The following is a 25,458-nucleotide window of genomic DNA, read 5'->3' as shown; positions in this document are numbered from 1 at the left end:
CCGGGGCCGTTAAGAGGTCAGGCCGCGATCGACGAAGCCGATCAGCCACTCGAAGCTCTCGTCGACGTCAGTGTCCATCTCGAAGCCACCGGCAGCCTCGAGCACCACAAAGCCGTGCAACAGGCTCCGCAGCAGTCGCAGCGCGTGCACGGTGTCGGCCGGATCGAGCTGGTATCCCGCCAGCACCGCCGACAGGGAGTCGAGCACCCGCGCTCCCGCCGCCACGACCGGATCATCCGGCGAGTCGGCGTTGAGGCGGATCGTGGCGGAGTACCGCCCCGGATGCGCGATCACGTAGGCCCGGATCGTGCGCGCTGCGGCCGCGAGCGCGTCCCGCCCGGAACGCCCCTGGAGCGCGTCCCGCAGCGCGTCGCCCAGTTCCGTGAGAGCCAGCACGGCGATCCGCCGGTTGAGGTCGGCCTGGCTGCTGACGTGCTTGTAGAGCGACGGCGTGCGCACCCCGAGCCGCTCGGCCAGCAGGCCCATCGTCACGTTGGCGAGCCGGACCTCGTCGGCGAGCCCGGCGGCCGCGACGACCACGGCTGCCGGGTCGAGTCCGGCCCTAGGCACGGGCGTATGCCGTGAGGAACGGCAGCAGCAGCGCCACGGTCTCGTCGGGGAACTGGGTGTGCAGGTAGTGGCCCGCGCCCTCGATCACCTCGACCTTGCCGATCCCGGCCGGCATCGCCGCCACGATCGCCTCGCCCTCGGCGCGCGGGTCGGCCCAGTCGGGGTCGAGCGAGCCCTCGACGATCAGCGCGGGGCAACGGACGTTGCCGAGCTGCGCGCCTGCGTCGGCCGGCGCGGACCGGCCCATGCGCTGCATCGCCTTCATCCGGCCGGGCTCGCCGAGCACGGCCGCCATCCGCCGCAGTTGCTCGGCCCAGTCGTCCGGTCTGCGGCCCGGGAACGCGACGTCGAGATACCGGTGCCACCACTTCACGCTGCCCAGAGTGGCGGTCATCAACAGCCGGATCATGCCGGTGCGATAGCGCTTCACCCGCAGGTCGCCCAGGCGGATCGACTGCTTGCGGGTGAACGGCCCGAGTTCGATGACGCCCTCGATCAACTCCGGCGCCTGAGCCGCGGCGATGGTGACCGCGCCGCCCGAGAACGAATGCCCCACCAGCACGGCCGGGCCGCCGACGTGCCGCACCAGCGCGAGGAGGTCACCCGCGATGTCGGTGTGGGTGTAGGACAGCCACTCGGCGCTGGACTCGCCGCAGCCCCGCAGGTCGACGGCGGCCACGCGATAGCCGGCCGCGACCAGCAGGGGCACGACGAATCGGTAGGACGCGCGGCTGTCGCCTATGCCGTGTGCCAGGACGACCAGCGGACCGGCGCCGGTGACCTCGTACGCGATCGTGCCGCCGTGGACGGTGAGGAACTCGGACATGACAGCCCCCAGGATTGGCTAATTCGATTAGCTTTAAGCTAATGGCATTAGCCATACCTGTCAAGCTGCCTCGGCCGTCGGCGCACGAGCGGTTCCGCAACGCCGCACCGTCCAAGCCATCCAGCTAGGCCGCGTTTCAGCCGGTCGAGCCGAAGTAGACCTGCCGCATCTGCGGGCTCGCCAGGCACTCCTGGGGACCACCGTCGAAGACGACCCGGCCCCGGTCGAGCAACAGCACCCGGTCGACCAGCCGGGCGACCAGCTCCACGTTGTGGTCGACCAGGATCACCGCGTGACCCCGCCGCTTCACGGTCCGGATCACCTCGGCGATACCGGCCACACCCTGCGCGTCCGAGCCGGCGAAGGGCTCGTCGAGCAGTAGCACCACCGGATTCTGACCCAGTGCCCGACCGACCTCGACGAGTCGTTGCTCGCCCAGGGTCAGGTCGACCGCCTGACGGTCGAGATCCTCGATGCCCAGTTTGTGCGCCAACTGGCGGACGAACTCACGATCTGCCACCCGCTGCGGCCGCACCGCGCCGGCAAAAGCGCCGGCGACCATCCGCCACGGCGTCTGCTGCCGTGATGCCTGCCGACCAAGCAGCAGATTGTCCCGGACGCTCAGGCGCGGCGCCAGCTGCGGGTGCTGGAACGTGCGGCTGAGCCCGGCCCGGGCCCGACGGGAGGCCGGTCCGGTGAGCTGCTGCCCGCGCAGCAGCAGCTCACCGGAGGTCGCCGCCTGCGCCCCGGAGATCAGGTCCACCAGCGTTGTCTTGCCGGCGCCATTGGGCCCGACCAGCCCGAGAATCTCTCCGGCCCGCAGCTCGAACGAGACGTCCGCCAGGGCGGTCACCCCGTCGTACCGCTTGGCCAGACCCCGGCCGACCAGCAGCTTCGTCTCCTCCACCGGTACGCCTCCTTCGTGACAGCGCCAGCGCGCCCTGTCTCAACCTATCGGCGTAACCGATCACGCCCTTCGGCGCGGCCAGCATGATCACCAGTACCCCCACCACGAGCATCAGCGTGCCACCGGCCTGGATCGGCCCGAAGGCCGACGTCCCTGAGAAGGCCACCCGGCGTCCCGCCGCTCACCGACCGGTCGGCGTCCGTCCCAGGGCCCGCGCCGCGTTGTCGGTGGCCACCTGCCGGGCGTGGTCCGCGCCCCGGTGGGACACCGCAGCGGCCGGGTCGTCGGTGCCCATCGGAAACGGCCAGTCGCTGCCCAGCACCAGCCGGTCCGCGCCGAAGACCGACACCGCCAGGTCGACCACCGCCGGATCGTGGGCCAGGCTGTCGACGTAGAGCGCGCGTACCGCCTCGGCCGGGGTGGACAACAGCACCGGTACGCCGGGCCGGGCGCTGGTGTGCCCGCGCTCCCAGCGGCCGACCATCGCCGGCACGCAACCGCCGCAGTGCACCAGCACGAACCGGATTCCCGGGTAGCCGCCGAGCACCCCGCCGAAGACGAGTTGGGCCACCGCCACCGCCGTCTCCACCGGGTTGCCCAGCAGGTTGGCCAGGTAGTAGGGCGCCAACCGGGGGTCCGGCGAATGCCCGGGGTGCAGTTGCAGGGTGCGTCGGTCCGCGTCGAGACGCTGCCACAGCGGGCGCAGCGCTGGGCCGTCCAGCGCTGCGGCGTCCCCACCGGCGGCGCCGACCACCCCGGCGAAGCGGTCGTCGCCGGCGATCCGGTCGTACTCGGCGAGCGCCACCTCGGGATGTTCGAACGGCAGGTACGCCAGCGGGGTGAGCCGGGGCCGGTCGGCGACCACGGCGAGCAGGCCGTCGTTGACCGCGCGGACCCATGCCGCCGCCTCCGCCCCGGACAGACTCCGGCGGTAGAAGGGCGGCGGCACACTGACGATCGCCTCGTCCAGCCCGCCCCGGTCCAGGTGGTTCTCGAGCCGGTCCGGGTGGTACAGGTCGGTCGGGCCGACCCGTGCGCCGTCGAGAAGGGCCGCGCCGTCGCCATCGACCGCGACCCCGGGGAGGTTGGCCGGGCGCAGATCGGGGGCGAGGTGGGCGTGCATGTCGATGCGGGGCACTGGGGCTTCCTCACGGTCGACCCGACCGGCGGTCACGACGCGACGCGCCGACGGTACGGGATGGTCAATGGCGTGGCCGCCCACCCGCGCGGCGGGCTGCGGCGTACGGGAGAGCCGTCCCGCCGGGTGGCGGACGGCGTCAGGGCCGGCGGCGCTGGTACGGCGGCACGGTGCCACCGGCGGTCATCCGCCGGTACGCGCCCGCCCCGGTTCCCGGGCCGCGGGCACCGCTGCGGCGTCGGAGTTCATCTTGCCGATCACACGGTCGGCCGCGTGCTGGATGTGGACCCGCACCGCGGCGACCGCCGCCGCCACGTCGCCCGCCGCGCAGGCGTCGAGGATGGCCCGGTGCTCCCGGACCCGCTCCTCGTTCTGCCCGGTCGGGGTGACCGTGGCGAACCGGTACCGCTCGCTGTTCTCCCAGACCGGCTCCAGGCCGCGCAGCAGCCACCGCGACCCGGCCGCCCGGTAGATGGTGAAGTGGAACTGGGTGTGCGCCCGGCGGGCGGCCGTGGCGTCACCACGCGCGGACGCGGCGATGTGCTCGTCGAGTGCCGCCCCGGCCCGCCGGGCGTCCCCGGCGGTGAACCGGGTCGCCGCCCGCTCGATAAGCGCCGTCTCCATGGCGATGCGGGCCTCGTGGGTGTCGATCGCGTCCTCGACGGTCAGCGGCATGACCCAGGCGCCCTTGTGCTGGATCACCTCGACCAGGCCGATCGCGGCCAACCGCCGGATCGACTCCCGGACCGGGCTCATGCTCATGCCGAGCAGGTCGGCCATCTCGTTGAGCCGCAGCGGAGTGCCGGCGGGCAGCCGACCGGTGAGGATCGCCTCGTGCAGGATCGCGGTCGCCGAGTCGGCGAGGGTGCGATGCTGCCCGTCGGCTGCACCGGCACCGACCCGGCCCTCGTCGTCGGCGTCACTCAGGACGGTTCTCCGATGCGTTGTCGCCACGGTGTGCCTCCGGATCGAGCCGCTGGTGGATGCCGTCCGCGTCCCGTCATCGGGGCCGGGCTGGAGATGATCCTCGTTCGAGGGTGTCTCGGGTGATCCCACGAACGCACCGGCGCGCCCCGGAGAGGGTACCAATTTCGTCGCCGCGCGACGGCGCGGGCCGGTGCGCGCCACGCCACCGCGCGCCGCCGGCACGCCCTGACCGGGGATCAGTGCAGCTTCGTGAGCCGTACGCGGTTGCGCAACTCGCCCAGCCCTTCCACCCGGGTCACCACCAGGTCTCCGTCGTGGAGGAACACCTGCGGATCGCGGGCGTTCCCGATGCCGCTCGGCGTTCCGGTGAGGACCACGTCGCCGGCCCGCAGGGTCATCCCCCAACTCAGTTCGGCGATGATCCGGGCGAATGGGAACGCCATCTGCGCGGTCGACGCGTCCTGGAGCAGCACGCCGTTCACCTCGCACCGGATGCGCAGGTCCGCCGGGTCCGGCACCTCGTCGACGGTGGTCAGCCACGGCCCGAGCGGCATGGTGGCGTCGATGCTCTTGCCCTTGAGCCACTGACCGCCGTGCGCGCGCTGCAGGTCGCGCTGCGACACGTCGTTGGCGACGCAGAACGCCGCCACGTACGACATCGCGTCCGCCTCGCTCACCGAGCGGCAGTCCGCCCCGATGACCAGCGCCACCTCCGCCTCGTAGTCCCACTTCGCGGAGATCCGGGGGTCGTAGGCGATGTCGTCGTACGGGCCGATGACGGTGTCCGGGCCCTTGGTGAAGAAGGTCGGGTGCTCGGGGGGCGCCGCGGGGTCCTGCCCCTCCCGCTTGCCGTGCGACTCCTCGAAGTGGGCCCAGTAGTTCCAGCCGGTGCAGAGGATGTCGCGGTTGAACCGGCGCAGCGGCGCGTCGAGCCGGACTTCGGCCAGCGGCACCGTCGCGGCCTGCCGCGCCGCGGCGCGGACCGCGTCCAACGCCTCCGCGCCACCCCGAATCACCTCGTCGAGGCCGCCCAGCTCGGCGGGGAGCACGGCCACCGCGTCGCCGTCCACCACCCCGATCCGCCGGCCGCCCTCGGTGAGCACGCTGGCGAGCTTCATCGGGCGTCCCGCTCGTCGTCGATCACGGCGATCGCGTTGATCTCGATGAGGTAGTCCTTGTTCACGAACTTGGAGACCTCCACCATCGTCGAGGCCGGCGGCTCTCCGGTGAAGTACTGCCGGCGTACCTCGTGGATGGCCTGGAAGTCCTCCATGTTGCGGACGTAGACGTCCACCCGGGCAATGTCCTCCAGGGTCCCGCCGGCGGCCGTCATCGCGGCGCGCAGGTTCTGGCAGACCTGGTGGGTCTGGGCGGTGACGTCGCCGACGCCGGTGACCCCGCCGGAGCTGTTGCGGGCGGTCATGCCGGACACGAACACCATCCGGCCCCGGGCCCTGACCTGGGTGGCCTGGGCGAAGTGGCCGTTCGGCACGGCCAGCTCGGGGGAAACGATCTGCTGCTTGGGCATGGTCATCTTCTCTTCTGCGAGGGTGGGGCTAGTGGGCGTCCGCCGGGTCGGTGTACCACTGCGGCTGGGTCGGGTAGTGCGGCCCGTCGTAGATCTCCAGCAGGACGCTCTCCTCTTCGGCGAGCGTGGGCCCGTGCAGGCTGCCCTTCGGGTTCCAGTAGAAGGCGCCCGGGGTGAGGGTCAGCCCGGTGGACAGGTAGGTGTACCGGCCCGCGAGACAGAACATGAACTGGTTGGACGCGTGCGAGTGACGCAGCGGGATGCCGGCTCCCTTGCGGAACCGGATCAGCGAGATGGACGCCTCGGTCGACTCGTCGCGCCACAGCGCCTTGTGCGAGAGGCCGGCCAGGGTCTTGTCCGCCCAGTCCAGCTCGTCGGTCTGGAGCAGGATCTCGCGGAACCGGGCCAGCACCACCCCGCCCGGGGCGGGGACCAGCTCCTCGCGCGACCGGTCGGCCGCCTCCCCGCCGTAGTTCGACGGCTCGGAGAGGTTGTTGGCCCACTCCTGCGCGTCGACGCCGGCCGGCACCGGCGGGGCCGGCACGAGCGGCGGCAGGTCGCTCATCGGTCACCCTGCCCGGCCACGAGGTTCTCCCCCAGGCACTTCAGCTCGACGAGCCGGCTGTGGTAGCGGGTGGTGCCGTGGTTGGTGAGCATGTGGACCTCGCCCGGCTCGCGGTAGACCACCCCGCCGACGGCCTCGTGCACCAGGCGCGGGTCGCCGCCGGCCAGCGCGTCGATCCGGTTGTCGGCAGCCGCCAGTGCGATCACCAGGTACGGGTTGAGGTGGTGGTGCCAGGGCTGCTGCTCCCCCGGCTCCAGGCTGATCTCCCAGACCCGGACCTGGTCGTTCTCGAAGACCACCCGCTGTCCGACGGCGCCGAGCTCGACCTGGCTCCCGTCCGGGGCGGTGGCGTGACCATGGTTGCTCATTGTCATTCCTTTCGCGAAATGTGGGTGTGGTCGGGTCGGGTCACGCCGGCGGCGGGCAACCGGTGACCCGGGTGTAGAGCTGGGCTGCCGTGTCGACATCGGAGACCCGGTCGAACGGGACGATCGCCGCGACGTGCCCGTCCGGGCGGACCAGCACCAGGGTGTCGTCGGCGACGCCGAACCGGCGTCGTACCCGGTTCCCCGGGTCGAACAGCGCCCGGTCCCGCAGCCCGGAGTCGTGCGGCGCGTCCCACCGGCTCACCACGTAGTGTCGCAGCGCGGGCGAGGCCTGCGGCGGCAGCGCCGGTGCCCGGCGCGGGTCGGTGAAGTAGAGCGCCACGAACGCGTCGGCGGCCAGGTCGTGCAGGTGCACCGTGCCGGACTGGCCGAACAGCGGCAGGTCGGGGCTGCGCGCCCCGGCCAGCACCGGCAGCGGCTCGTCACCGGCGGCGACCATCGACCAGTCGCCCGTGCCGTCCACGTCGAGGCGTACTCCGAGCATGGCGCGGGTGAACGCGTTGCCCCAGTTGCCGGCGGTCATCACCCCCGGGTCGTCCGCCCGCCGGGCCATGTAGGCCCGGGCCGCGGCGGCCATCGACGCAGAGCCCTTGGTGGCGACCGGCTCCTGCTCGACCTGGTAGCCGTCGAGCAGGCTCTCCTCGGCCCAGCCGCGCAGCACCCAGGCCATCCGCCAGGGCAGGTTGGAGGCGTCCAGGACCCCGGTGTTCAGGCCCAGCGCCCACATCGGCGTGATCAGGTGCGCGGCGTCGCCGAGCAGGAAGACCCGTCCGTCCTGCCAGCGGTCGGCCACCCGCTGGTGGACGTGGTAGATGTTGGTGCCGACGATCTCCAGGGTCTCGGTGTCCCCAATGAACCGACGGGCCTTGTCGACCAACTCGTCCCGGCTCGGCTCGTCCTGCCCGGCCGGCAGCGGGTAGAGGAAGCGCCAGCAGTGCGGCTGGCGGACCAGGATCATCCACTCCTTCGGGTCACCGAAGTAGGCCAGGTACGGGTAGTCGCGGGGGTTCTCCACGTCCAGGTCGACCTTCAGGTCGACCAGCATGTACCGCTCCTGGTACGTCTCGCCCTCGACCACCGCGCCGATCTGCTCCCGGACAACGGACCGGCCGCCGTCGCAGGCCAGCAGATACCGCACGGGCACGGTCCGCTCCCCCTCGGCGGTACGCAGCCGTAGGTCCACCCGGTCCGGGTGCTGGGTGAAGTCGAGCAGCCGGTGTCCCATGTGCAGCGCGTCCGGGGCGATGGCCTCGAGCCGCTGCCGCAGGATCGGCTCCAGTTCGTGCTGCGGGATGTTGATGATGAACGGAAAGCGGGTGTCCTCGGTCAGGTCGCCGGTGCGGACACTGAGCGTCTGGGTGTTGGTGGCCCGGTCCAGCTCGCCGATCTCGTCGATGCGCAGCGCCCCGGCCAGCACGTCGTCCAGGGCGCCGTAGCGGTGCAACACCTCCAGGGTGCGGGTGAGGACGGTGCCGGCCTTGGTGTCCAGCGACAGCCGCTCGTCCTCCTCGAACACCACCACGGGCACCCCGTAGCGGGCCAGGCCCAACGCGGTGATCAGGCCGACCGGCCCGGCGCCGACGACGCCCACCGGCAACTGCTCGCTCGTGCTGCTCATTTCGCCTCGCTCCTCGGGTACGCCCGGTCCCGGGTCAGGGTGGATCCGGTCATGGTCGCGGCGGGCGAGAGCAGGAACATCAGCGGCCCGACCACGTCGGCCGGCGTGCCGATGCCGGTGGCCCGCTCCCAGTGCTCCCGTTCGCCGCCGGTCGGATTGGCCTGCTGGAACTGCGGGGTGTCCACCACACCGGGGAAGACGGTGTTCACCCGGATGCGGTGCTCGGCGACCTCGGCGGCCAGCGACTTGGCGAAGGCGACCAGCGCCCCCTTGCTCGCCGCGTAGGCCGACGCCTGCGCCCGGCCGGCGGTGGCCAGGCCCGAGGCGAAAACCAGGATCGACCCCGAGCGGCGGGCGATCATGTCCGGCAGGACCGCCTGCGCGCACCACACCACCCCGTCGAGGTTCACCGCCAGCGTGCGCCGCCACTGCTCGGGGTCCATGTCGACCACGTCGCAGCGGGGTTGTACCGCCGCGCCGGCCACCAGGGCGTCGATCCGGCCGTGTTCGGCGAGCACCCGGGCCACGGCGGCGTGTACCGCGTCCCGGTCGGACACGTCCACCCGGTGCTCGTGCACCCGCCCGCCGGGGTGCGGCCGGCCCGCTGCCACGTCGAGGACCACGGCGGTGCCGCCCGCGTCGGCGTACGCGTGGGCGAGGGCGGCGCCGATGCCGCTGGCACCCCCGGTGACCACGAGCACCTCACCGGTGGCGTCGAAACTGGCCTGCATCTCTTCCCTCCTCCTCCTTCGTGTGCGCCGGCCGGATCAGCCCGCGCTGCCGGGCGCCGACAGCGGCACGCCGAGCCCGGCGGCGACCTCCACCAGCCCGGCGAAGACCGACGGCTGGAGCGACACACCGTCGCGCGAGGCCCGCTCGTACCGGTCGGCCTCGATGTCACCGGGCAGGTGGACCCGCTCCGCCCCGGGTGCCAGCGCGGAGCCGAGCACCTGGCCGGCCAGGTCGTCCACCCGGCGGGCGATCTCCTCCGTGTCCTCGGCGAACGCCTCGGCGTCGAGGGCGAGGAAGAAGTGCGCACAGTCGTTGGGCACCGACACGTCGGCGTAGAGGCCCTGGACCCCCCGGCCGTACGCCCCGCCGGAAAGCACCCCGGTGAGCACGTCGACCATGAGGGCGAGGCCGTATCCCTTGTGGGCGCCCGACGGCAGCAGGAGCCCCTTGAGCGCGGCGGCCGGGTCGGTGGTGGGTCGCCCCTGCGCGTCGGTCGCCCAGCTCGCGGGGATCTGCCGGCCCGCACCGGCGGCCAGCCGGATCTTGCCGAGCGCCGCCTCGGAGAGCGCCACGTCGAGGATCACCGGTTTGCCGCCCGCGCGGGGCACGCCCACCGCGAGCGGGTTGTTGCCGACCACCGCAGAGGCGCCGCCCGGTGCGGGCATCAGCGGACGGGTGTTGGCCGCCGCGATGCCGACGCAGCCGTTGTTCGCGGCGAGCTCCACGTACCGGAACGCCCCGCCGAAGTGGAACGCCCGGCGGACGGTGACCACGCCGACGCCGTACGTCTGTGCCTTGGTCACCGCCAGCCGCATCGCCTGGTCGCTGGTGAGCTGCCCCAGCGCGTGGCCACCGTCGAGCACCGCGATGGCGCCCTTGTCCCGGACCACCTCGGCCCGTTCGGCCCGACTGACCGAGCCGGCCCTGATCCGGTCGACGTACATCGGCAGCAGCATCACCCCGTGCGAGGAGATCCCGCGCCGGTCGGCGTCCACCAGGGAGCCTGCGACGAGGCCGGCCGCGGGCGCGGAGAAGCCCAGGGCGCCGAAGACCGAGGTGATGGCGTCGGTGAGCCACCGGACCGGGACGGTCGGCGGAATCTCCGGTGTACTCATGACCGGTCCGCCCAGGGCACGAAGAACCGCTCGACCGCGGCGAGCAGGTAGAACAGCACGACGCTGAGCACCCCGAGCAGGATCATCGCGGCGAAGGCCAGCGCGGTGTCGGCGCTGGCGCCGGAGGCGACGATCGCGTAGCCCAGCCCTTCCGTGGCACCGACGAACTCGGCGATCACCGCGCCGATGACGGCGAGGGTGATGGCAAGCTTGAGGCCCACGAAGAGCTGCGGAACGGCGGCCGGCATCCGGATCAGGCGGAACGTCTGCCACCAGTTGGTCTTCAGCGACCGGCCCAGTTCCACCAGGTCGGCCGGCGTGGAGCTGAGACCGGCGGCGGTGGAGATGACGATCGGGAAGAAGCAGACCAGGAAGACCAGGAAGACCTTGGGGAACTGGCCGAAGCCCATCCAGACCACCAGCAGCGGCGCGACGGCCACCTTCGGTACGGCGTTGAGCATCAGCAGCAGCGGGTAGACGGTCCGCTCCAGCATCCGCGAGGCGGTGACGATCAGCGCCAGCGGCACCCCGACCGCGATGGCCAGTCCGAAGCCCAGCAACGTCTCGGAGAGGGTGACCAGGGTGTTGTCCCACAGGTAGTCGGCCTGCTCGGCCATGGCCTGCGCCACCTGCAGCGGGGACGGCAGGATGAAGCTCTCCACGTCGAAGACGACCGTGATCGCCCACCACAGGGCGACGACGGCCACGACGCCGAGCACGGGCGGGAGGTGTCGGGTCCAGTGGCCCTCCGCGCGTGGTTTGTCGGTGCGGGTACGGCGGGTCTCGGTGACCGTCACCGGGTCACCTCCTCGGGGGTCATGAGCAGGTCGTGCAGTTGGGCGCGCAGCTCGCCGAGCTCGGTGGAGTGGCCGTCGTGCCCCAGTGAGCGCGGCCGGGCGATGTCGATGTTCACGATCTGCCGTAGCCGGCCCGGTCGGGGGCTGAGCACGACGACCCGGTCGGCGAGCAGCACGGCCTCGTCGACCGAGTGCGTCACGAAGAGCACCGTCGAGGCGTGCTTCATCTGCAGTCGCTGCAGTTCCACCGAGAGGTCGGCCCGGGTGAGCGCGTCGAGCGCGGAGAACGGCTCGTCCATCAGCAGCACCCGGGGCTGCTGGATGAGGGCTCGGCAGAGCGAGACCCGCTGCTGCATCCCGCCGGAGAGCTCGTGCGGCAGGCGCTTCTCGAAGCCGTTCAGCCCGACCAGCTCGAGCAGGTCGTGCGCGCGCCTGCGGGCGTCGCGCCGGTCCTGTCTGAACACCTCGGTCGGCAGCAGCACGTTGTCGACGACCGACCGCCACGGCAGCAGCGCCGGGCGTTGGAACATGAAGCCGACGTCCCGCCGGGGCCCCCGGATCGGGGTGCCGGCGACGGTTATCTCGCCGGAGGTGGCCGGCTGGAGGCCCGCCACCAGCCGCAGCAGGGTGGATTTGCCGCAGCCGGACCGCCCGACGATCGCCACGAACTCGCCGTCGGCGACCTCGAGCGATACCTCGCGCAGGGCCTCCACCTCACCGGCCCGGGTGCGGTAGATCTGCGAAACGTTACGAATTTCGATCATGGTCGCGCCCCTCGCGGTGCGCACGGCAACGGGCCGCGCGCACCGCCGTCGAAGAGGAAGTTACGGCTTCGCGATGTCGTAGACGCCGAGGTCGTCGGCGCTCGGCGTCGTCTTGAGGGTGCCGGTGCCGGCGAGCAGCGCGATCATCGCCTCGACCCGCTTGCGGTCGAGCGTTCCGGCTGGCCCGCCGGCGCCCAGGACGTACGGGCGCATCTCGGTGAGCTCGGCGGCGGCGACCTTCTCGTCGGCCGTCCGGTCGTGCTTCTTGAGCAGCTGAGCGGCTTCCTCGGGGTGCTCCACCGCATAGACCAGGCCCTTGACCAGCGCTGCCGTGAACTTCTCGACCTGCGCGCGGTCGCCTTCGAGCTTCTTGGCGGAAACCAGCAGGGCGTTGCCGTACAGATCGGGCAGCTTGTCCGCGTACGGCAGCATGGTGACGGTCTTGCCACCGGCGGCCTTTTCCAGCAGCGGCTTGCCGGCGGCGAACTGGCCGATCGCGTCCACCGAGCCGGCGGCGAGCAGCTGCGGCAGTGACTGCGGCGAGGAGGGAACGAACGTCACCGACTTCGGGTCGATGCCGGCCGCCTTGGCGTACGCCGGGAAAATGATCATGTTGGTGGAGCCGGAGCTGTCCGCGATGGTGGCGCCGGCGAGCTTCTCCGGCGAGTCGATCGCCTTGCCCAGCGAGGCGATACCGGCCATCGACCGCTGGTGGATGGCGGCCACCGCCCGCACCGGCATCTTCTCCTTGGCCATCGTGGTGATGACCCCCGAGAGGTCGCCGGTGCCGTAGTCGGCCTGCCCCGACCCGATCAGCTTCATGACATCCACGGTGCCGGTGCCGGGCTTGATGGTGACGTTGAGCCCGGCCTCCTTGAAGAAGCCCTTCTCCAGGGCGACGTGGGCGTACGAGTCCCGCCCGAACGTCCCGAAGGAGGTCAGGTAGGTGACGGAGGCGGCGGCGGGGGAATCAGCCTCCTCCTCCTCACCACCACAGCCGGAGACGGTGAGCACGAGAGCCGCCGCGACGGCAGCCGCGACGAGACGATGACGACCTGACATGTGACCTCCTGCGTTGACAGGATTTATCAAATGTCAAACTTCCGTAGCCGTCAAGACCCCGATTCGATAACGCCGCCGGCCCACCGCCTCGACCCGGCCGGCCGCACCGACCTGCCCGGCGCTCGCCCGACCCCCCCGTACCGGCTGGTCGGAGCCGGCAACACCACGGCACCTCATCGACGCTGCTGGATCGCCTCGCGAACACGGGGCCACCGTCGTCGCCACCACGCTCAAGCTCGCCGCCCGGCAGTCCCCCCGCCGCGCACCCCGCAGACAGCGTGCGGGCGCACCAGTGCCGGGACGCTTCCGATGTCGCCACAGGAAGCGCCTCTCCGTCCCAAAGGACGGAGACTTCCTCCACGCTGCATGTGGAGCACGCGGCGTTCGAGTGGTTTACCGTTTTGCCGCGCGGTGCCGGGACGGGTCCTGATCTGACCCGTTATCGGCCACTGAGGACGCGGAGCCCTTGGACCGGAGGCATGGCCACCGTGCCGGTCCTGCGGCGGCGGACGTCCCGCACCGTCATCCGCACCCCTTCCGTGAATCCGACTGTCGGCTGCCAGCCCAGCAACGCCTTGGCCTTGCTGTTGTCCAGCGCCATGTTCCGGATCTCCCCGGACTCGTGCAGCGCCTGGTAGCGGGGGCTGTTACTGGCACCGACGGCCTCGCTGACGGCCCGGTACACCTCGTTGGTCGTCGTCTGCCGACCGGAGGCGATGTTGAGCAGGCCGGCACCTTCGGAGTGACAGGCCAGGGCCACCGCCTCGGCGACGTCGCTGACGTACACGAAGTCACGGGTCTGCCGGCCGTCGTCGTTGATCGTCACCGGGCGCCCGTCGAGCAGCGCGTCGACCATCAGGGACACCACGCCGCAGTCGGCATCACCCTGGCGCGGCCCGTAGACGTTGCTGAACACCATCGACGTGTACGGCAGGCCGTACTGACGGCCGTACCAGTCGACATAGCGAATCGCGGCGGCCTTGCCGATGCCGTACGGGCTGGCCGGCGCCATCCCGTAGTTCTCCTCGATCGGCAGCTCGCTCACGGGCACGTCGCCGAAGATCGCACTGCTGGTGGCGTTGACGAACAGTCGCACCTGGCTGCGGACACACGCGTCGAGCACGTTGACGGTGCCGAAGACGTTCACATCGGCGTCGTAGAGGGGGGTCCGCTCGGCGGTGGGGATGCTGGCCTGGGCGGCCAGGTGCACCACGACGTCGGGCTTCCAGTCATGAATTATCTTCACCCCTTCCGGGGTGCGGATGTCACCCGAGATCACATCGTCCCCCGACAAACCGCCGTACGCGGCGTCGGCCAGGTTCTCGATCCGCCCGGTGGAGAAGTTGTCCACCACCCGAACCCGGCTGCCCATCAGCATCAGCCGGGCGACCACGTGGCTGCCGATGAAACCAGCGCCCCCGGTCACGAGGATGCGCTTGGGATCGAGGCCGTTGGGCGGGCGCTTGACCGGGAGAAGTTCTGGCAGGTCCATCGCGAAGCTCCTTGGAAACGACGGGGTCGCCCCCCTCTGTCACCACCTTGACGAGGAGACGCTAACCGGGCAAAAGCAGCACATGGCACCTTTTGCCACAAATACGTCATAGCCAGACAGGAGATCTATGCGAGGATTGTTTTCTTTTAAAGGATTTTGCCGCTCGTGTCGGTGCAGAAGTTGCTCGCGAGAAATTCGCACCTGTTGTCGGCGTCACCGCTGCACCAGGACGCGTCACCGAGTGCCGACTCCACCTTCAGGCGATTGTCACCGACGCCGCCACCCGTTGAGCCGCGTCGTCAATTTTCAGGCGGAGCCGACACCAGCGCTACGCCGACGACGCGCCCGGTTGGGGCGGTCAGTCGGCCTGCTGCGGCCCGTGCTGCTGCTTCTCGTTCTGCCGGAGCGCTTCTTCGAGTTGGTCTTCCAGGATGATGATTCGGCAGGCTGCCTCCAGGGCGGTGCCCCGGTCCACCATCTCCCGGGCTCGGGCGGCCAGGCGCAGTTGATAGCGGGAGTAGCGGCGGTGCCCGCCGGCGGAGCGGTGCGGGTCGATCAGGTTCGCCTCGTCCAAGCGGCGCAGGAAGTCCTGCGAGGCGCCGAGCATCTCTGCGGCCTGGCCGATGGTGTAGGCGGGATAGTCCTCGTCACCGAACATGTCGTCGGGGTTTTGCCCCATGTCACCTCCACGTCGAGGGCCCCGGCGCTGACGCGCCGGGGCCCAGGGTTACGGGTCAGAACACCATCTGCCAACGGGAATGTCGGCTTGTCGTATCCGCACCAGCCAGTTGTGAAGGCTTCGGGTGCGAGGATCGCATATGCGTGACCGGAGACCACCTCTCGTTCGATGGAGACTGCGGTGTCCGCCTGGCCCGGTATGACGGCCGAAGGCGGGCGATCCAACGGTGTTGGGCCCTCCCTTTCCTCTTCTGGGACTCTTTTCCCTTACTGACGTGCGGTCCACCGGCGTCGAGGCCCACGTGCTTCCCTGGCCCCGGACAGCTGCGGCGGACATCAGCTGGAGCCCTGAAAATGCCCTGGCCCCACCTGCGCGCCCCGTCGCGCAACACTTCGGGGCTGACGTGCCTCTGGTTCCGTTTCTTGCGCCCGTCGTGACCTCACGGCCGGGCGGTCCGTCTGCGTCTTTGGTGTTCTCTGCTCTCGACTGAAAGTACTGTAACCCACTAGAGCGAGAATATCCAGTCGCTCGGACCTAGATTTCTTCACTGACAGCACGTAGTTCCGAGGTTGACAGTCCGTAGGGCCGACGGGTCCGGGGGCCGTCCACATCATTCGTCGCCGTAGATCTCCACCTCGTACAGGCGGGCCGCCGCGTCGGTGGTCTGCGTCGCAGTGAGGACGTTCAGACGCACGTACCTGCCGCTGACCGCCACCGGGTGGTCGCTGACGTCGGCGGTGTTACCCCGGACCTGTGCCGCGGTCGTCCAGCCCACTCCGTCCGACGACACCTGCAGGTCGAAGTCGCGGGTGTTCCACGCCGGGGTCTCGCCGCCGGCGCCGGCGTGGTGCAGGGTGAAGGACCTGATCGCGTGGCTGGCACCGAGGTCTATCCGGAGGAACTTGGTGCCGCCGAGCGAGCACCACTTGTCGGAGTTGCCGCCCCCGGTGCTGCCGTTGACGGCCTTCTCGGGCCCCTCGCCGGCCGAGCACTGCGCGTCGGCGGTGGCCGGCCGGTTCAACGCCAGATTGATCTGGCCGTTGCCGCCGTACACCTCGAACTCGTCGATTCGGGCCGCGTTGTTCCCGTCGTTGGCCGGGGTGGTGACGTTGAGTCGGACGTGCCGGGCCGGCACCGCCAGGATCGGATGGTACGTGCGACTGGAGCGGTTGCCGGACACGGTCGTCCGCGTCGTCCAGGTGGTCCCGTCGGTGCTGGTCTGGATGGTGAACGCGCCGGTGTTCCAACCGGTCCGCTCACCGCCCAGCGCGGCGTGCTTGACAACGAAGGACCGAATCGTCTGGGCGGACCCCAGGTCCACCTGGAGGAACTTCGTCCCGGCCGCGAGCGAACACCACTTGCTGGTGCTGCCCAGCCGGCCGTCGAACGCCTTCTCCGGGCCCTCGGCCGCCGTGCAGGAGGCCGAGCCGGTGGCCGGCCGACCGGCGGCCAGGTTGACCCCCAACTCGGGGGCGGCGGCCGGCGGGGCGAACCCGTCGGTGAACGACGGTGGCACCTCGGCCACACCGGTGCCCCACGACGACGGCGAGCCGCCCATCGTGTACGACAGCGTGGCCCCACCGGCGATGTCGCGGTACCGCGACCAGGTGCGCTGCGTCGACGCGCCGTTGACGAGGAGGCTCTGCACGTACTGGTTGCCCGGCCCGGCGTTGGCGGCGTTGATCTGGAGGTCACCGGTCGGCCGATCCACCAGGATCGACGGGAAGAGCGGGCCGTGCAGCGCCAACGTGTCCGCACCCGGCGTCGGCGGATACATGCCGAGCGCGGACCAGACGTACCAGGCGGAGGTGGCGCCGAGGTCGTCGTTGCCGGGCAGGCCGCCCGCGCCGGTGGCGAACGACTCGTCCATCACCCGCCGGACCACGGCACTGGTGCCGGCCGGTGCCGCCGCGAAATGGTACGCCCACGGCACACCGTGCTCGGGCTCGTTGCCGATGTAGAAGAACGGCTGCGACTGCCCACCGTTGGTCTGGGTGAAGTGGTGGTCCAGCCGTTGGATCGCGGTCTGCCGACCACCCATCAGGTTGATCAGGCCGGCGAAGTTGTAGGGGACCATCCAGGTGTACTGCGAGGCGTTGCCCTCGACGAAGTTCGACTGGCTGGCCGGGTCGAGGGGCCACGGCCAGGTGCCGTCGGCGTTGCGCGGGTGGACGTAGCTCGACTCGGTGTTGAAGGTGTTGCGCCACCACTGGGCGCGCGTCATGTGGGTGTCGTACGTGGCGGTGTCGCCCAGCGCCCGGGCGAACTGGGCGACCGCGAAGTCGCTCGCCGAGTACTCCAGTGAGTCGGACGGGTCGCCGTCGATGAACTGGCGCTGGACGTAGCCGCTCTGCCGGCCGCGGATCGGACTGCCCTGCATGGTGCCGCCGGCGGAGGCCTTCTTCATCAGGGACAGGGCAGCGGCGGTGTCGAAGTCGCGGACGCCGAACTGGTAGAGGCTGTCCACGATGATCGGGCCGGGATCCCCGGTCATCACGAAGGCCTCGTTGGTGTTGTGCGACCACTTGGGCAGCAGGCCGCCCTGCTGGCCGTCGAGCACCATCGACTTGGCGATGTCGGCGGCCTCCACCGGAGCGATGAAGGCGATCAGCGCCGCCCACGAACGGTAGATGTCCCAGCCGGAGTAGTTCTGGTAGACCGGGTGACTCGCCGTGTGCACGGCGTTGTCGAAGCCGCGGTACCGCCCGTCGACGTCGTTGGAGACGTTGGGGTTGATCAGGACGCGGTAGAGCGCGGTGTAGAACTTCCGCAGGTCGGCGTCGGCGCCGCCGGTGGCCTGCACCCGGTTGAGGAACGTGTTCCACTCCGCGTCGGCGTTGGCGCGTACGGTGTCGAATCCGAAGCCCGGCTGCTCGCCGGCAAGGTTGGCCTGGGCTCCCGCCTGGCTGACGAACGAGATGCCGACCTTGACCTGTACGACCGGGCTGGTGGACGTGTCGAAGGTCAGGTAGCCGCCGGAGTTGGTGCCGCTGGCGCTGGTGGAGCCGGCGCTGACGGTGCCGCCGAGCCAGGTGCCCACGCCGCTCGGGGCGCGGTCGAACTCCATCCGGTAGAAGATCTGGTAGGTCCTGCCGTTGCCGCAGAAGCCGCCGCCGGTGACGCTGCCGGTCACGGTGGAGCCGTTGATCGTGATCGAGCCGTTCCGGTTGCCGGTGGCGCTGCGGCTCGTGTTGATCAGCACCCGGGCCGTGTCGGTCGCCGGGTAGCTCAGCCGCAGGGCGGCGGTGCGCCGGGTGGTCGATGCCTCGACCCGAGTGTTGCCGTAGTTGCTGAGCACCGCCTGGTAGAAGCCGGCACGCGCCTGCTCCTGGCTCTTGTTCTGGGTGGCGCGGTAGGACGTCCAGGAGGTGCCGGGCGAGGCGCCGATGGCGCCGGTGATCGGCAGAATGCCGAGGTCCTCGTTGTTGGCGCAACCGGCGCCGTTGAAGTGGGTGAGGCTGAACTCCTCGATCTGGGTGTCGCTGAACCGGTAGCCCGAGGGCGAGGCGGTGGGCGTATCGGGGCTGAGCTGCACCATGCCGAAGGGCTGCACCGGGCCGGGGACGGTGCTTCCGCCGGCACCACCCGGCACGGGGTTGGGGGCGTTGCTGTCGTCGGTGCCGATGAACGGGTTCACGTACGGGGTGAGGCTCAGCGGCGCGGCCATCGCGGGTGTGGCGACGGCGACGAGCAGGGACGCGCCGGTGACGGCGGTGGCCAGCAGGCCAAGCAGACGGGACGGGCCTGATCGGAGCATGATCCGGATCCTCCCTCTGGGCGCAGGACCGGACGGCCCCCACACCACATATCCAAGGTTGTAGATATGAGGTCTAGTCGCACGAAGGGCGCGTGTCAACGGAAGGTGGCCGACCACTTCCGGCAGCCCGGCCCTGCCGCCGCGGTGCTCGGTCAGGGCCGGTAGCGGTAGCCCATGCCGGGTTCGGTGAGAAGGTGCCGGGGACGGGCCGGGTCGTCCTCCAGCTTGCGCCGCAACTGGGCCATGTACTGACGCAGGTAGTTGGTCTCGTGCTGGTATTCCGGCCCCCACACGTCGTGCAGGAGCTGGCGCTGGCTGATGAGCTTGCCGGGGTGGCGCAGCAGCTTGTCGAGCATGGCCCACTGGGTGGGGGTGAGCTTGACCTCGACCCCGTCGTCGCGGCGCACGGTGTGCTCGGCGAGGTTGACCGTGTGCCGGCCCACCTGGGCGACGGCGCTCGCGCCGTCGCCCGTCGTCGCGGAGAGGCGACGGGTGACGGCGCGGATGCGGGCGAGGAGCTCGTCCACGCCGAACGGCTTGGTGACGTAGTCGTCGGCACCGGCGTCGAGGGCGGCGACCTTGTCCTCGCTGCCCGCCCGGCCCGACAGCACGATGATCGGCACCGCCGTCCAGCCGCGCAGCCCCCGGATCACCTCCACGCCGTCGAGGTCGGGCAGGCCCAGGTCAAGGACCACCAGGTCCGGCGGGTGGGAGGCGGCGGCCTTCAGCGCCGCCGTGCCGGTCTCGGCGACCTGGACGTCGTAACCGCGGACGCGCAGGTTGATCCGCAGGGCACGCAGGATCTGCGGTTCGTCGTCGACCACGAGGATGCGGGTCATTACGGCGGCCCTTCCGACGTGCTCGGGGCGGCTGCGGGCAGCCGCAGCACCATGGTCAGCCCGCCACCCGGGGTGGTCTCGGGCGTGATACTGCCACCCATGGCCTCGGCGAGGCCCCGGGACAGGGCGAGGCCGAGACCGACCCCGGTCTGGTTGTCCCGGTCACCGAGGCGCTGGAAGGGCAGGAAGACGTGCTCCCACCGGTCCTCGGGGATGCCCGGGCCGGTGTCGATGATCCGCAGCTCCACCTGTCCGGCGTGGGCGCTTGCGGTGACGGTGGGCGGTTGCCCGGGCGGGCTGTGCCGCAGCGCGTTCGCCATGAGGTTGACCAGCACCCGCTCCAACAGCCCCGGGTCGGCGGTGGCGGCGGGCAGGTCGGCGGGAATGTCGGTGCTGACGTCGGCGGCGGGCGGGCCGAGCTCGTCCAACGCCCGGGGCACGACGTCCTCCAGCCCGATCGCGGCGGCGGTGACGCCGAGCACGCCGGCCTGCAGGCGGCTCATGTCCAGCAGGTTCGCCACCAGTCGGCCCAGCCGGTCCAGGGACTCGTCGGCGGTGGCCAGCAGCTCCTCCCGGTCGTCGGCGTCGAACTCCACGTCGGGGCTACGCAGGCTGCTCACCGCCGCCTTCGCCGAGGCCAGCGGCGTTCGCAGGTCGTGGCTGACGGCGGCGAGCAGCGCGGTGCGCATCCGGTCGGCCTCGGCCAGCGGACGGGCGGTGGCGGCCTCCTCGGTGAGGCGTTCCTGGCGCAGCGCCACCGCGGCCTGGGCGGCGAACGCCTCGACGACGCGCCGGTCGGCGGCCTCCAACCGCCGGCCGGCGAGCACGACGGTGAGCCGGTCGTCAACCGGCACCGCGGTCTCCCCCGCGCTGGGGCTGCCCGGTGGCGACTCCCCGACGCTGGCCACGACCCGCCACGCTCCTTCCTCGCTGGCCCGGGCGGGCCGCCCCTCGGCGTCGACAGCCAACTCCAGGACGCTGACCGCGCGCAGCGCGAAGGTCTCCCGGAGCCGGTCGAGCAGCGCCGGCAGCGGACGCTCGCCGCGCAGCACACCACCGGCCACCGTGGCCAGGGTCTGCGCGTCGGCGGACGCCCGCGCCGCCTCCCGGGTCCGGCGGGCGGCGACGTCCACCACCCAGCTGACCGCCAGTGCGACACCGACGAAGACCCCGAGGGCGAGGAGGTTGTCCGCCTCCGCGATGGTCAGCGTGTGGTAGGGCGGGGTGAAGAACCAGTTGAGCAGCAGCGAGCCCCCGAGGGCGGCGGCCAGCGCCGGCCAGAGGCCGCCGACCAGGGCCACTCCGACGACGCCGGCGAGGAACAGCAGGATGTCGTTGGTCAGGGTGAGATCCGGCAGCGTCAACAGCAGCACTGTGAGCAGCGGCATGCCCAGCCCGGCGAGCGCGAACCCCAACAGCCGGCGTCGGCGCGACAGTGCCGCCGGGACGCCGGCCACCCGCCGGCCTCGACCCGCCTCGGGATGGGTGACCAGGTGCACGTCGATCGACCCGGACAGGGCCGTGGTCGTCACCCCCACCCCACGGGAGAACACCTGGGCGAGCCGGCCACGGCGGCTGGCGCCGAGGACGAGTTGGGTGGCGTTGACGCCACGGGCGAAGTCGAGCAACGCGGCCGGGACGTTCGCACCGAGCACGTGGTGGTAGGTGCCGCCGAGGCTCTCCACCAGCACCCGCTGGCGGGCCAGCCGTGCGGGGTCGGCGCCGGCGAGGCCGTCGCTGCGGGCGATGTGCACGGCGAGCAGGTCGGCACCCCGGCCGCGGGCGGCGACCCGGGCCGCGCGGCGGATCAGCGGGTCGCCCTCCGGCCCGCCGGTCAGGGCGACGACGACCCGCTCGCGGGCCTCCCAGGTGTCGGAGATGCCCTGCTGGGCGCGGTACGCACCGAGCTGGTCGTCGACCTTGTCGGCGAGCCAGATCAGGGCCAGCTCGCGCAGGGCGGTGAGGTTGCCGACCCGGAAGTAGTTGCCGAGCGCCGCGTCGATCTTGTCGGGGCGGTAGATGTTGCCGTGCGCCATCCGCCGGCGCAGCGCCTCCGGGGTCATGTCGACCAGCTCGACCTGCCCAGCGGCGCGGACGACGGCGTCGGGGACGGTCTCCCGCTGGGTGGTGCCGGTGATCTGGGCGACGACGTCGTTGATCGACTCCAGATGCTGGACGTTGACCGTGGACAGGACGTTGATGCCGGCGTCGAGGATCTCCTGGACGTCCCGCCAGCGCTTGTCGTTACGGGAGCCCGGCACATTGGTGTGGGCCAGTTCGTCGACCACCACCACCTCGGGTCGGCGGGCGAGCACGGCGTCGAGGTCCAGCTCGGTGAACTCGACCCCACGGTAGGCGATCGTGCGGCGGGGCACCTGCTCCAGATTGCCGATCATGGCGGCGGTGTGCGGACGGCCGTGGGTCTCCACGAAGCCGATCACCACGTCGGTGCCGCGTTCCACCCGGCGCTGGGCCTCCTCCAACATGGCGTAGGTCTTGCCGACCCCGGGAGCGGCGCCCAGGTAGATACGAAGCTCCCCTCCTGACACGAAGAAGATCCTCTCTGCTCGGGGCCGCCGCCGGACCGGTGGCGGTCAGCACCGGATCCGGCGGGACTGACCGGCGGGGTCGCCGGCCACGACGCGGGCCCAGGGCGGGGCCGACGACCCCGCCCTGGACCCGACATCAGCGGGTGGGGAACTGCTCGTCGAGGGCGAGGTTGAGTTCCAGGACGTTGACGCCCGGTTCGCCCAGGAATCCCAGCGTACGGCCGGTGGTGTGCCGGTCGACCAGGCGGCGGACCGCAGCCGGGTCGGCACCGCGCTCACGCGCGACCCGGTCGACCTGGATCTCGGCGTACGCGGGGCTGATCTGGGGGTCGAGTCCGCTGCCGCTGGCGGTGACCGCGTCGGCCGGCACCGCCGGGTCGGCGGGGGCGTCGCCGCGGATCGGGGTGATGAGCCCGCCGGCGGCGACATAGTCCTCGCCGGGCTTCGCCAGTTCCACCGGCACGCCCTGGTAGGAGGCGAGGAACGGGGTGGCCGGGCTGATCTGGTTGACGCTGACCACCCGGGTCACCGGCCCGGTCAACCCGTCGACGCGGAACACCGCGAGCGCCGCACCGACCCCCTCCGGGGTGCAGAAGGGGCGGCGGCCGTCCACGCCGTCGAGTTCACCGACGGCCTTGCTGCGGGCACAGACCTGGGTGAGCAGGCTCGGCGTCGACTCGGCGGGGTCGGTGGCGATGGTGTCGACGACGCTCTCCGGGCCGAGGTTGGAGGCGGTGGTGGCGGTCGGGTCGTAGCCGGCGGCCGAGGGTCGGGACTGGAAGTAGCGCGGAACGGGGTTGCCGTCGGCGTCGGTGAACGACTGCCCGATCAGGGCGCTGCCGACGGTCTGGCCGTTCGCCCTGATCAGCGAGCCGTCGGCCCTGCCGTCGAGGCTGGGAATCCGACCGACGGCGACGAGGGCGAGCGGGTAGGCGAGCCCGAGCAGAACGGTGAACACGAGTAGGGCGCGCAGGGCGGCGAGATATGAGGAGAGCCAGGCGGGTAGGCGCATCACGAGATCCCTGGGATGAACTGGATGAGCAGGTCGATGAGCTTGATGCCGACGAAGGGCACGACGATGCCGCCGAGGCCGTAGACCAGCAGGTTGCGACTGAGCAGCTTCGACGCGGCTGCCGGCCGGTACCGCACGCCGCGCAGGGCCAGCGGGATCAACGCGATGATCACCAGCGCGTTGAAGATGACCGCGGCGAGGATCGCCGAGGTGGGGCTGGCCAGCCCCATGATGTTCAGCGTGTCCAGGCTCGGGTAGATGCCGGCGAACATGGCCGGGATGATGGCGAAGTACTTCGCGATGTCGTTGGCGATGGAGAAGGTCGTCAGGGCGCCCCGGGTGATGAGCAGTTGCTTGCCGATCTCGACGATCTCGATGAGCTTGGTCGGGTCGGAGTCGAGGTCGACCATGTTGCCGGCCTCCTTCGCCGCCGAGGTGCCGGTGTTCATGGCCACCCCGACGTCGGCCTGGGCGAGGGCCGGGGCGTCGTTGGTGCCGTCGCCGGTCATCGCGACCAGCCGGCCGCCGGACTGCTCGCGCCTGATCAGTGCGAGCTTGTCCTCCGGGGTGGCCTCGGCGAGGAAGTCGTCCACCCCGGCCTCGTCGGCGATCGCCTTCGCCGTGCGCGGGTTGTCGCCGGTGATCATCACGGTGCGGATGCCCATCCGGCGCATCTCGTCGAACCGCTCCCGCATACCGGCCTTCACCACGTCCTTGAGGTGGATCACGCCGAGGGCGCGGGCCGGCTCACCGTCGACGTGCTCGGCGACGACCAGGGGGGTGCCGCCCGTGCCGCTGATCGCGTCCACGATCTCGCCGACCTGCTCGGTGGGATGCCCGCCGTTGTCGCGGACCCACTTCATCACCGCCGCGGCGGCACCCTTGCGCACTCGGCGTGCGGCACCGTCGCCCCCGGCGTCGGGGGTCAGGTCGACGCCGCTCATCCGGGTCTGCGCGGTGAACGGCACGAAGGTGGCGTGCGGCATCAGGCCCGGCTCGCGTTCCCGCAGCCCGAAGTCGTTCTTGGCCAGCACCACCACCGAGCGGCCCTCGGGGGTCTCGTCGGCGAGGCTGGCCAACTGCGCGGCGTCGGCCAGTCGATCTGCGGTGACGTCGGTGACGGGGACGAACTCGGCGGCCTGCCGGTTGCCCAGGGTGATCGTGCCGGTCTTGTCGAGCAGGAGCGTGTTGACGTCGCCGGCGGCCTCGACCGCGCGTCCGCTCATGGCCAGGACGTTGCGCTGGACGAGGCGGTCCATCCCCGCGATGCCGATCGCAGAGAGCAGCGCGCCGATGGTGGTGGGGATGAGGCAGACCAGCAGCGACACCAGGACCACCCCGGAGACGCCGGCGTCGGTGATCGCGCCGGTGTCCCCGGCTGCGGCCTGGTACTGCTTGGAGAAGACGGCCAGGGGCTGCAGCGTCACGACCGCGAGCAGGAAGACGACGGTGAGCGCGGCGAGCAGGATGTTCAACGCGATCTCGTTCGGCGTCTTCTGCCGGTTCGCCCCCTCCACGAGGGCGATCATCCGATCGATGAAGCTCTCCCCCGGCTTCTGGGTGATCCGCACGACGATGCGGTCGGAGAGCACCCTCGTGCCGCCGGTGACGGCGCTGCGGTCGCCGCCGGACTCCCGGATGACGGGGGCCGACTCGCCGGTGATCGCCGACTCGTCGACGCTGGCGATGCCCTCGACGACGTCGCCGTCGCCGGGGATGATCCCGCCGGCGGTGACCAGGACGACGTCGCCCTGGTGCAGCTCCGGTGCGGGTACCGCCTCGTCGCGGTAGGAGTTGGCGCGCGCGCCCGGGGCCCAGCCGACCAGCCGGGTGGCGACGGTGTCCGTCTTCGCCTGCCGCAGGGTCGCGGCCTGGGCCTTGCCCCGTCCCTCTGCGACCGCCTCGGCCAGGTTGGCGAAGAGCACGGTCAGCCACAGCCAGACCGTGATCGCCCAGGCGAACACCGACGGGTCGGTCACCGCGAGGACGGTGGTGAAGGCGGCGCCGATCTCGACGATCAGCATCACCGGGTTACGCCACAGCGTGCGCGGATCGAGCTTGCGCAGCGCGTCGGGCAGGGAGCGGAGCAGCTGTTTCGGGTCGAGCAGGCCCCCGCCGACCCGGTTGCCCTGGGTGGCCGGGGTGCCGGCGGTCGGCGGTGCGCCGGCCCCGGGTGTCACGGGCGTGACGGACAT

General features: G+C 71.3%; 22 protein-coding genes. All 22 read right to left on the bottom strand.

Annotation, left to right across the window (positions count from 1 at the left end; all coding sequences use genetic code 11):
* Positions 1 to 9: 9 nt before the first annotated feature.
* On the bottom strand, positions 10 to 570 hold the full coding sequence (locus tag SNR22_RS09280) for a TetR-like C-terminal domain-containing protein (protein ID WP_320066097.1): 561 nt from the start codon (positions 568 to 570) through the stop codon (positions 10 to 12).
* Positions 563 to 1,396, bottom strand: a complete 834-nt coding sequence (locus SNR22_RS09275) for an alpha/beta hydrolase (RefSeq protein WP_320066096.1) — start codon at positions 1,394 to 1,396, stop codon at positions 563 to 565. The genes SNR22_RS09280 and SNR22_RS09275 overlap by 8 nt, the downstream gene beginning before the upstream one ends.
* 136 nt (positions 1,397 to 1,532) lie before the next feature.
* Positions 1,533 to 2,303 carry an ABC transporter ATP-binding protein gene (locus tag SNR22_RS09270; protein ID WP_320066095.1) on the bottom strand — a complete coding sequence of 257 codons (771 nt, stop codon included), beginning with the start codon at positions 2,301 to 2,303 and terminating at the stop codon, positions 1,533 to 1,535.
* A gap of 181 nt (positions 2,304 to 2,484) precedes the next feature.
* On the bottom strand, positions 2,485 to 3,441 hold the full coding sequence (locus tag SNR22_RS09265) for an amidohydrolase family protein (protein ID WP_320066094.1): 957 nt from the start codon (positions 3,439 to 3,441) through the stop codon (positions 2,485 to 2,487).
* A 183-nt stretch (positions 3,442 to 3,624) separates the two neighbouring features.
* Positions 3,625 to 4,395 (bottom strand): GntR family transcriptional regulator, encoded by a 771-nt coding sequence (locus SNR22_RS09260; protein ID WP_320066093.1) that lies wholly within the window; start codon positions 4,393 to 4,395, stop codon positions 3,625 to 3,627.
* A gap of 209 nt (positions 4,396 to 4,604) precedes the next feature.
* Positions 4,605 to 5,486: a fumarylacetoacetate hydrolase family protein gene (locus SNR22_RS09255; RefSeq protein ID WP_320066092.1), complete on the bottom strand. Its 882-nt coding sequence runs from the start codon at positions 5,484 to 5,486 to the stop codon at positions 4,605 to 4,607.
* The gene (locus tag SNR22_RS09250; RefSeq protein WP_320066091.1) at positions 5,483 to 5,902 is read right to left on the bottom strand and encodes a RidA family protein; all 420 of its coding nucleotides are present in this window, start codon (positions 5,900 to 5,902) and stop codon (positions 5,483 to 5,485) included. Before SNR22_RS09250 ends, SNR22_RS09255 begins: the two co-directional genes overlap by 4 nt.
* A gap of 22 nt (positions 5,903 to 5,924) precedes the next feature.
* Complete coding sequence (locus SNR22_RS09245; protein WP_320066090.1) at positions 5,925 to 6,461, bottom strand: cupin domain-containing protein; 537 nt, start codon at positions 6,459 to 6,461, stop codon at positions 5,925 to 5,927.
* The gene (locus SNR22_RS09240; RefSeq protein WP_320066089.1) at positions 6,458 to 6,829 is read right to left on the bottom strand and encodes a cupin; all 372 of its coding nucleotides are present in this window, start codon (positions 6,827 to 6,829) and stop codon (positions 6,458 to 6,460) included. The genes SNR22_RS09245 and SNR22_RS09240 overlap by 4 nt, the downstream gene beginning before the upstream one ends.
* 40 nt (positions 6,830 to 6,869) lie before the next feature.
* Positions 6,870 to 8,465, bottom strand: coding sequence for an FAD-dependent monooxygenase (locus SNR22_RS09235; RefSeq protein ID WP_320066088.1), 1,596 nt, complete (start codon positions 8,463 to 8,465; stop codon positions 6,870 to 6,872).
* Entirely contained in the window at positions 8,462 to 9,196 is a 735-nt protein-coding gene (locus SNR22_RS09230) for an SDR family oxidoreductase (protein ID WP_320066087.1), read from the bottom strand. The genes SNR22_RS09235 and SNR22_RS09230 overlap by 4 nt, the downstream gene beginning before the upstream one ends.
* Positions 9,197 to 9,232: 36 nt before the next feature.
* Positions 9,233 to 10,312 carry an Ldh family oxidoreductase gene (locus SNR22_RS09225; RefSeq protein ID WP_320066086.1) on the bottom strand — a complete coding sequence of 360 codons (1,080 nt, stop codon included), beginning with the start codon at positions 10,310 to 10,312 and terminating at the stop codon, positions 9,233 to 9,235.
* Complete coding sequence (locus SNR22_RS09220; protein ID WP_320066085.1) at positions 10,309 to 11,109, bottom strand: ABC transporter permease; 801 nt, start codon at positions 11,107 to 11,109, stop codon at positions 10,309 to 10,311. Before SNR22_RS09220 ends, SNR22_RS09225 begins: the two co-directional genes overlap by 4 nt.
* Positions 11,106 to 11,873, bottom strand: coding sequence for an ABC transporter ATP-binding protein (locus tag SNR22_RS09215; RefSeq protein ID WP_320066084.1), 768 nt, complete (start codon positions 11,871 to 11,873; stop codon positions 11,106 to 11,108). Before SNR22_RS09215 ends, SNR22_RS09220 begins: the two co-directional genes overlap by 4 nt.
* Positions 11,874 to 11,933: 60 nt before the next feature.
* Positions 11,934 to 12,935 (bottom strand): ABC transporter substrate-binding protein, encoded by a 1,002-nt coding sequence (locus SNR22_RS09210; protein WP_320066083.1) that lies wholly within the window; start codon positions 12,933 to 12,935, stop codon positions 11,934 to 11,936.
* Between the two features lie 439 nt (positions 12,936 to 13,374).
* Complete coding sequence (locus tag SNR22_RS09205; protein ID WP_320066082.1) at positions 13,375 to 14,427, bottom strand: NAD-dependent epimerase/dehydratase family protein; 1,053 nt, start codon at positions 14,425 to 14,427, stop codon at positions 13,375 to 13,377.
* A gap of 358 nt (positions 14,428 to 14,785) precedes the next feature.
* The gene (locus SNR22_RS09200) at positions 14,786 to 15,106 is read right to left on the bottom strand and encodes a helix-turn-helix domain-containing protein (protein WP_320066081.1); all 321 of its coding nucleotides are present in this window, start codon (positions 15,104 to 15,106) and stop codon (positions 14,786 to 14,788) included.
* Between the two features lie 610 nt (positions 15,107 to 15,716).
* Positions 15,717 to 18,863 (bottom strand): GH92 family glycosyl hydrolase, encoded by a 3,147-nt coding sequence (locus tag SNR22_RS09195; protein ID WP_320066080.1) that lies wholly within the window; start codon positions 18,861 to 18,863, stop codon positions 15,717 to 15,719.
* Positions 18,864 to 19,015: 152 nt separating this feature from the next.
* Positions 19,016 to 19,702: a response regulator gene (locus tag SNR22_RS09190; RefSeq protein ID WP_320066079.1), complete on the bottom strand. Its 687-nt coding sequence runs from the start codon at positions 19,700 to 19,702 to the stop codon at positions 19,016 to 19,018.
* Complete coding sequence (locus SNR22_RS09185) at positions 19,702 to 22,251, bottom strand: DUF4118 domain-containing protein (RefSeq protein WP_320066078.1); 2,550 nt, start codon at positions 22,249 to 22,251, stop codon at positions 19,702 to 19,704. The genes SNR22_RS09190 and SNR22_RS09185 overlap by 1 nt, the downstream gene beginning before the upstream one ends.
* Positions 22,252 to 22,387: 136 nt before the next feature.
* The gene (locus SNR22_RS09180) at positions 22,388 to 23,263 is read right to left on the bottom strand and encodes a potassium-transporting ATPase subunit C (protein WP_320066077.1); all 876 of its coding nucleotides are present in this window, start codon (positions 23,261 to 23,263) and stop codon (positions 22,388 to 22,390) included.
* Positions 23,263 to 25,458 (bottom strand): potassium-transporting ATPase subunit KdpB, encoded by a 2,196-nt coding sequence (kdpB, locus tag SNR22_RS09175; RefSeq protein ID WP_320066076.1) that lies wholly within the window; start codon positions 25,456 to 25,458, stop codon positions 23,263 to 23,265. The genes SNR22_RS09180 and kdpB overlap by 1 nt, the downstream gene beginning before the upstream one ends.

Origin of the sequence: Micromonospora sp. RTGN7, assembly GCF_033804645.1 — a bacterium.
In the GTDB taxonomy this organism is placed as follows: domain Bacteria; phylum Actinomycetota; class Actinomycetes; order Mycobacteriales; family Micromonosporaceae; genus Micromonospora.
Note: the sequence above shows the minus strand (reverse complement) of the source record. Positions and strands in the feature narration are given on the sequence as shown.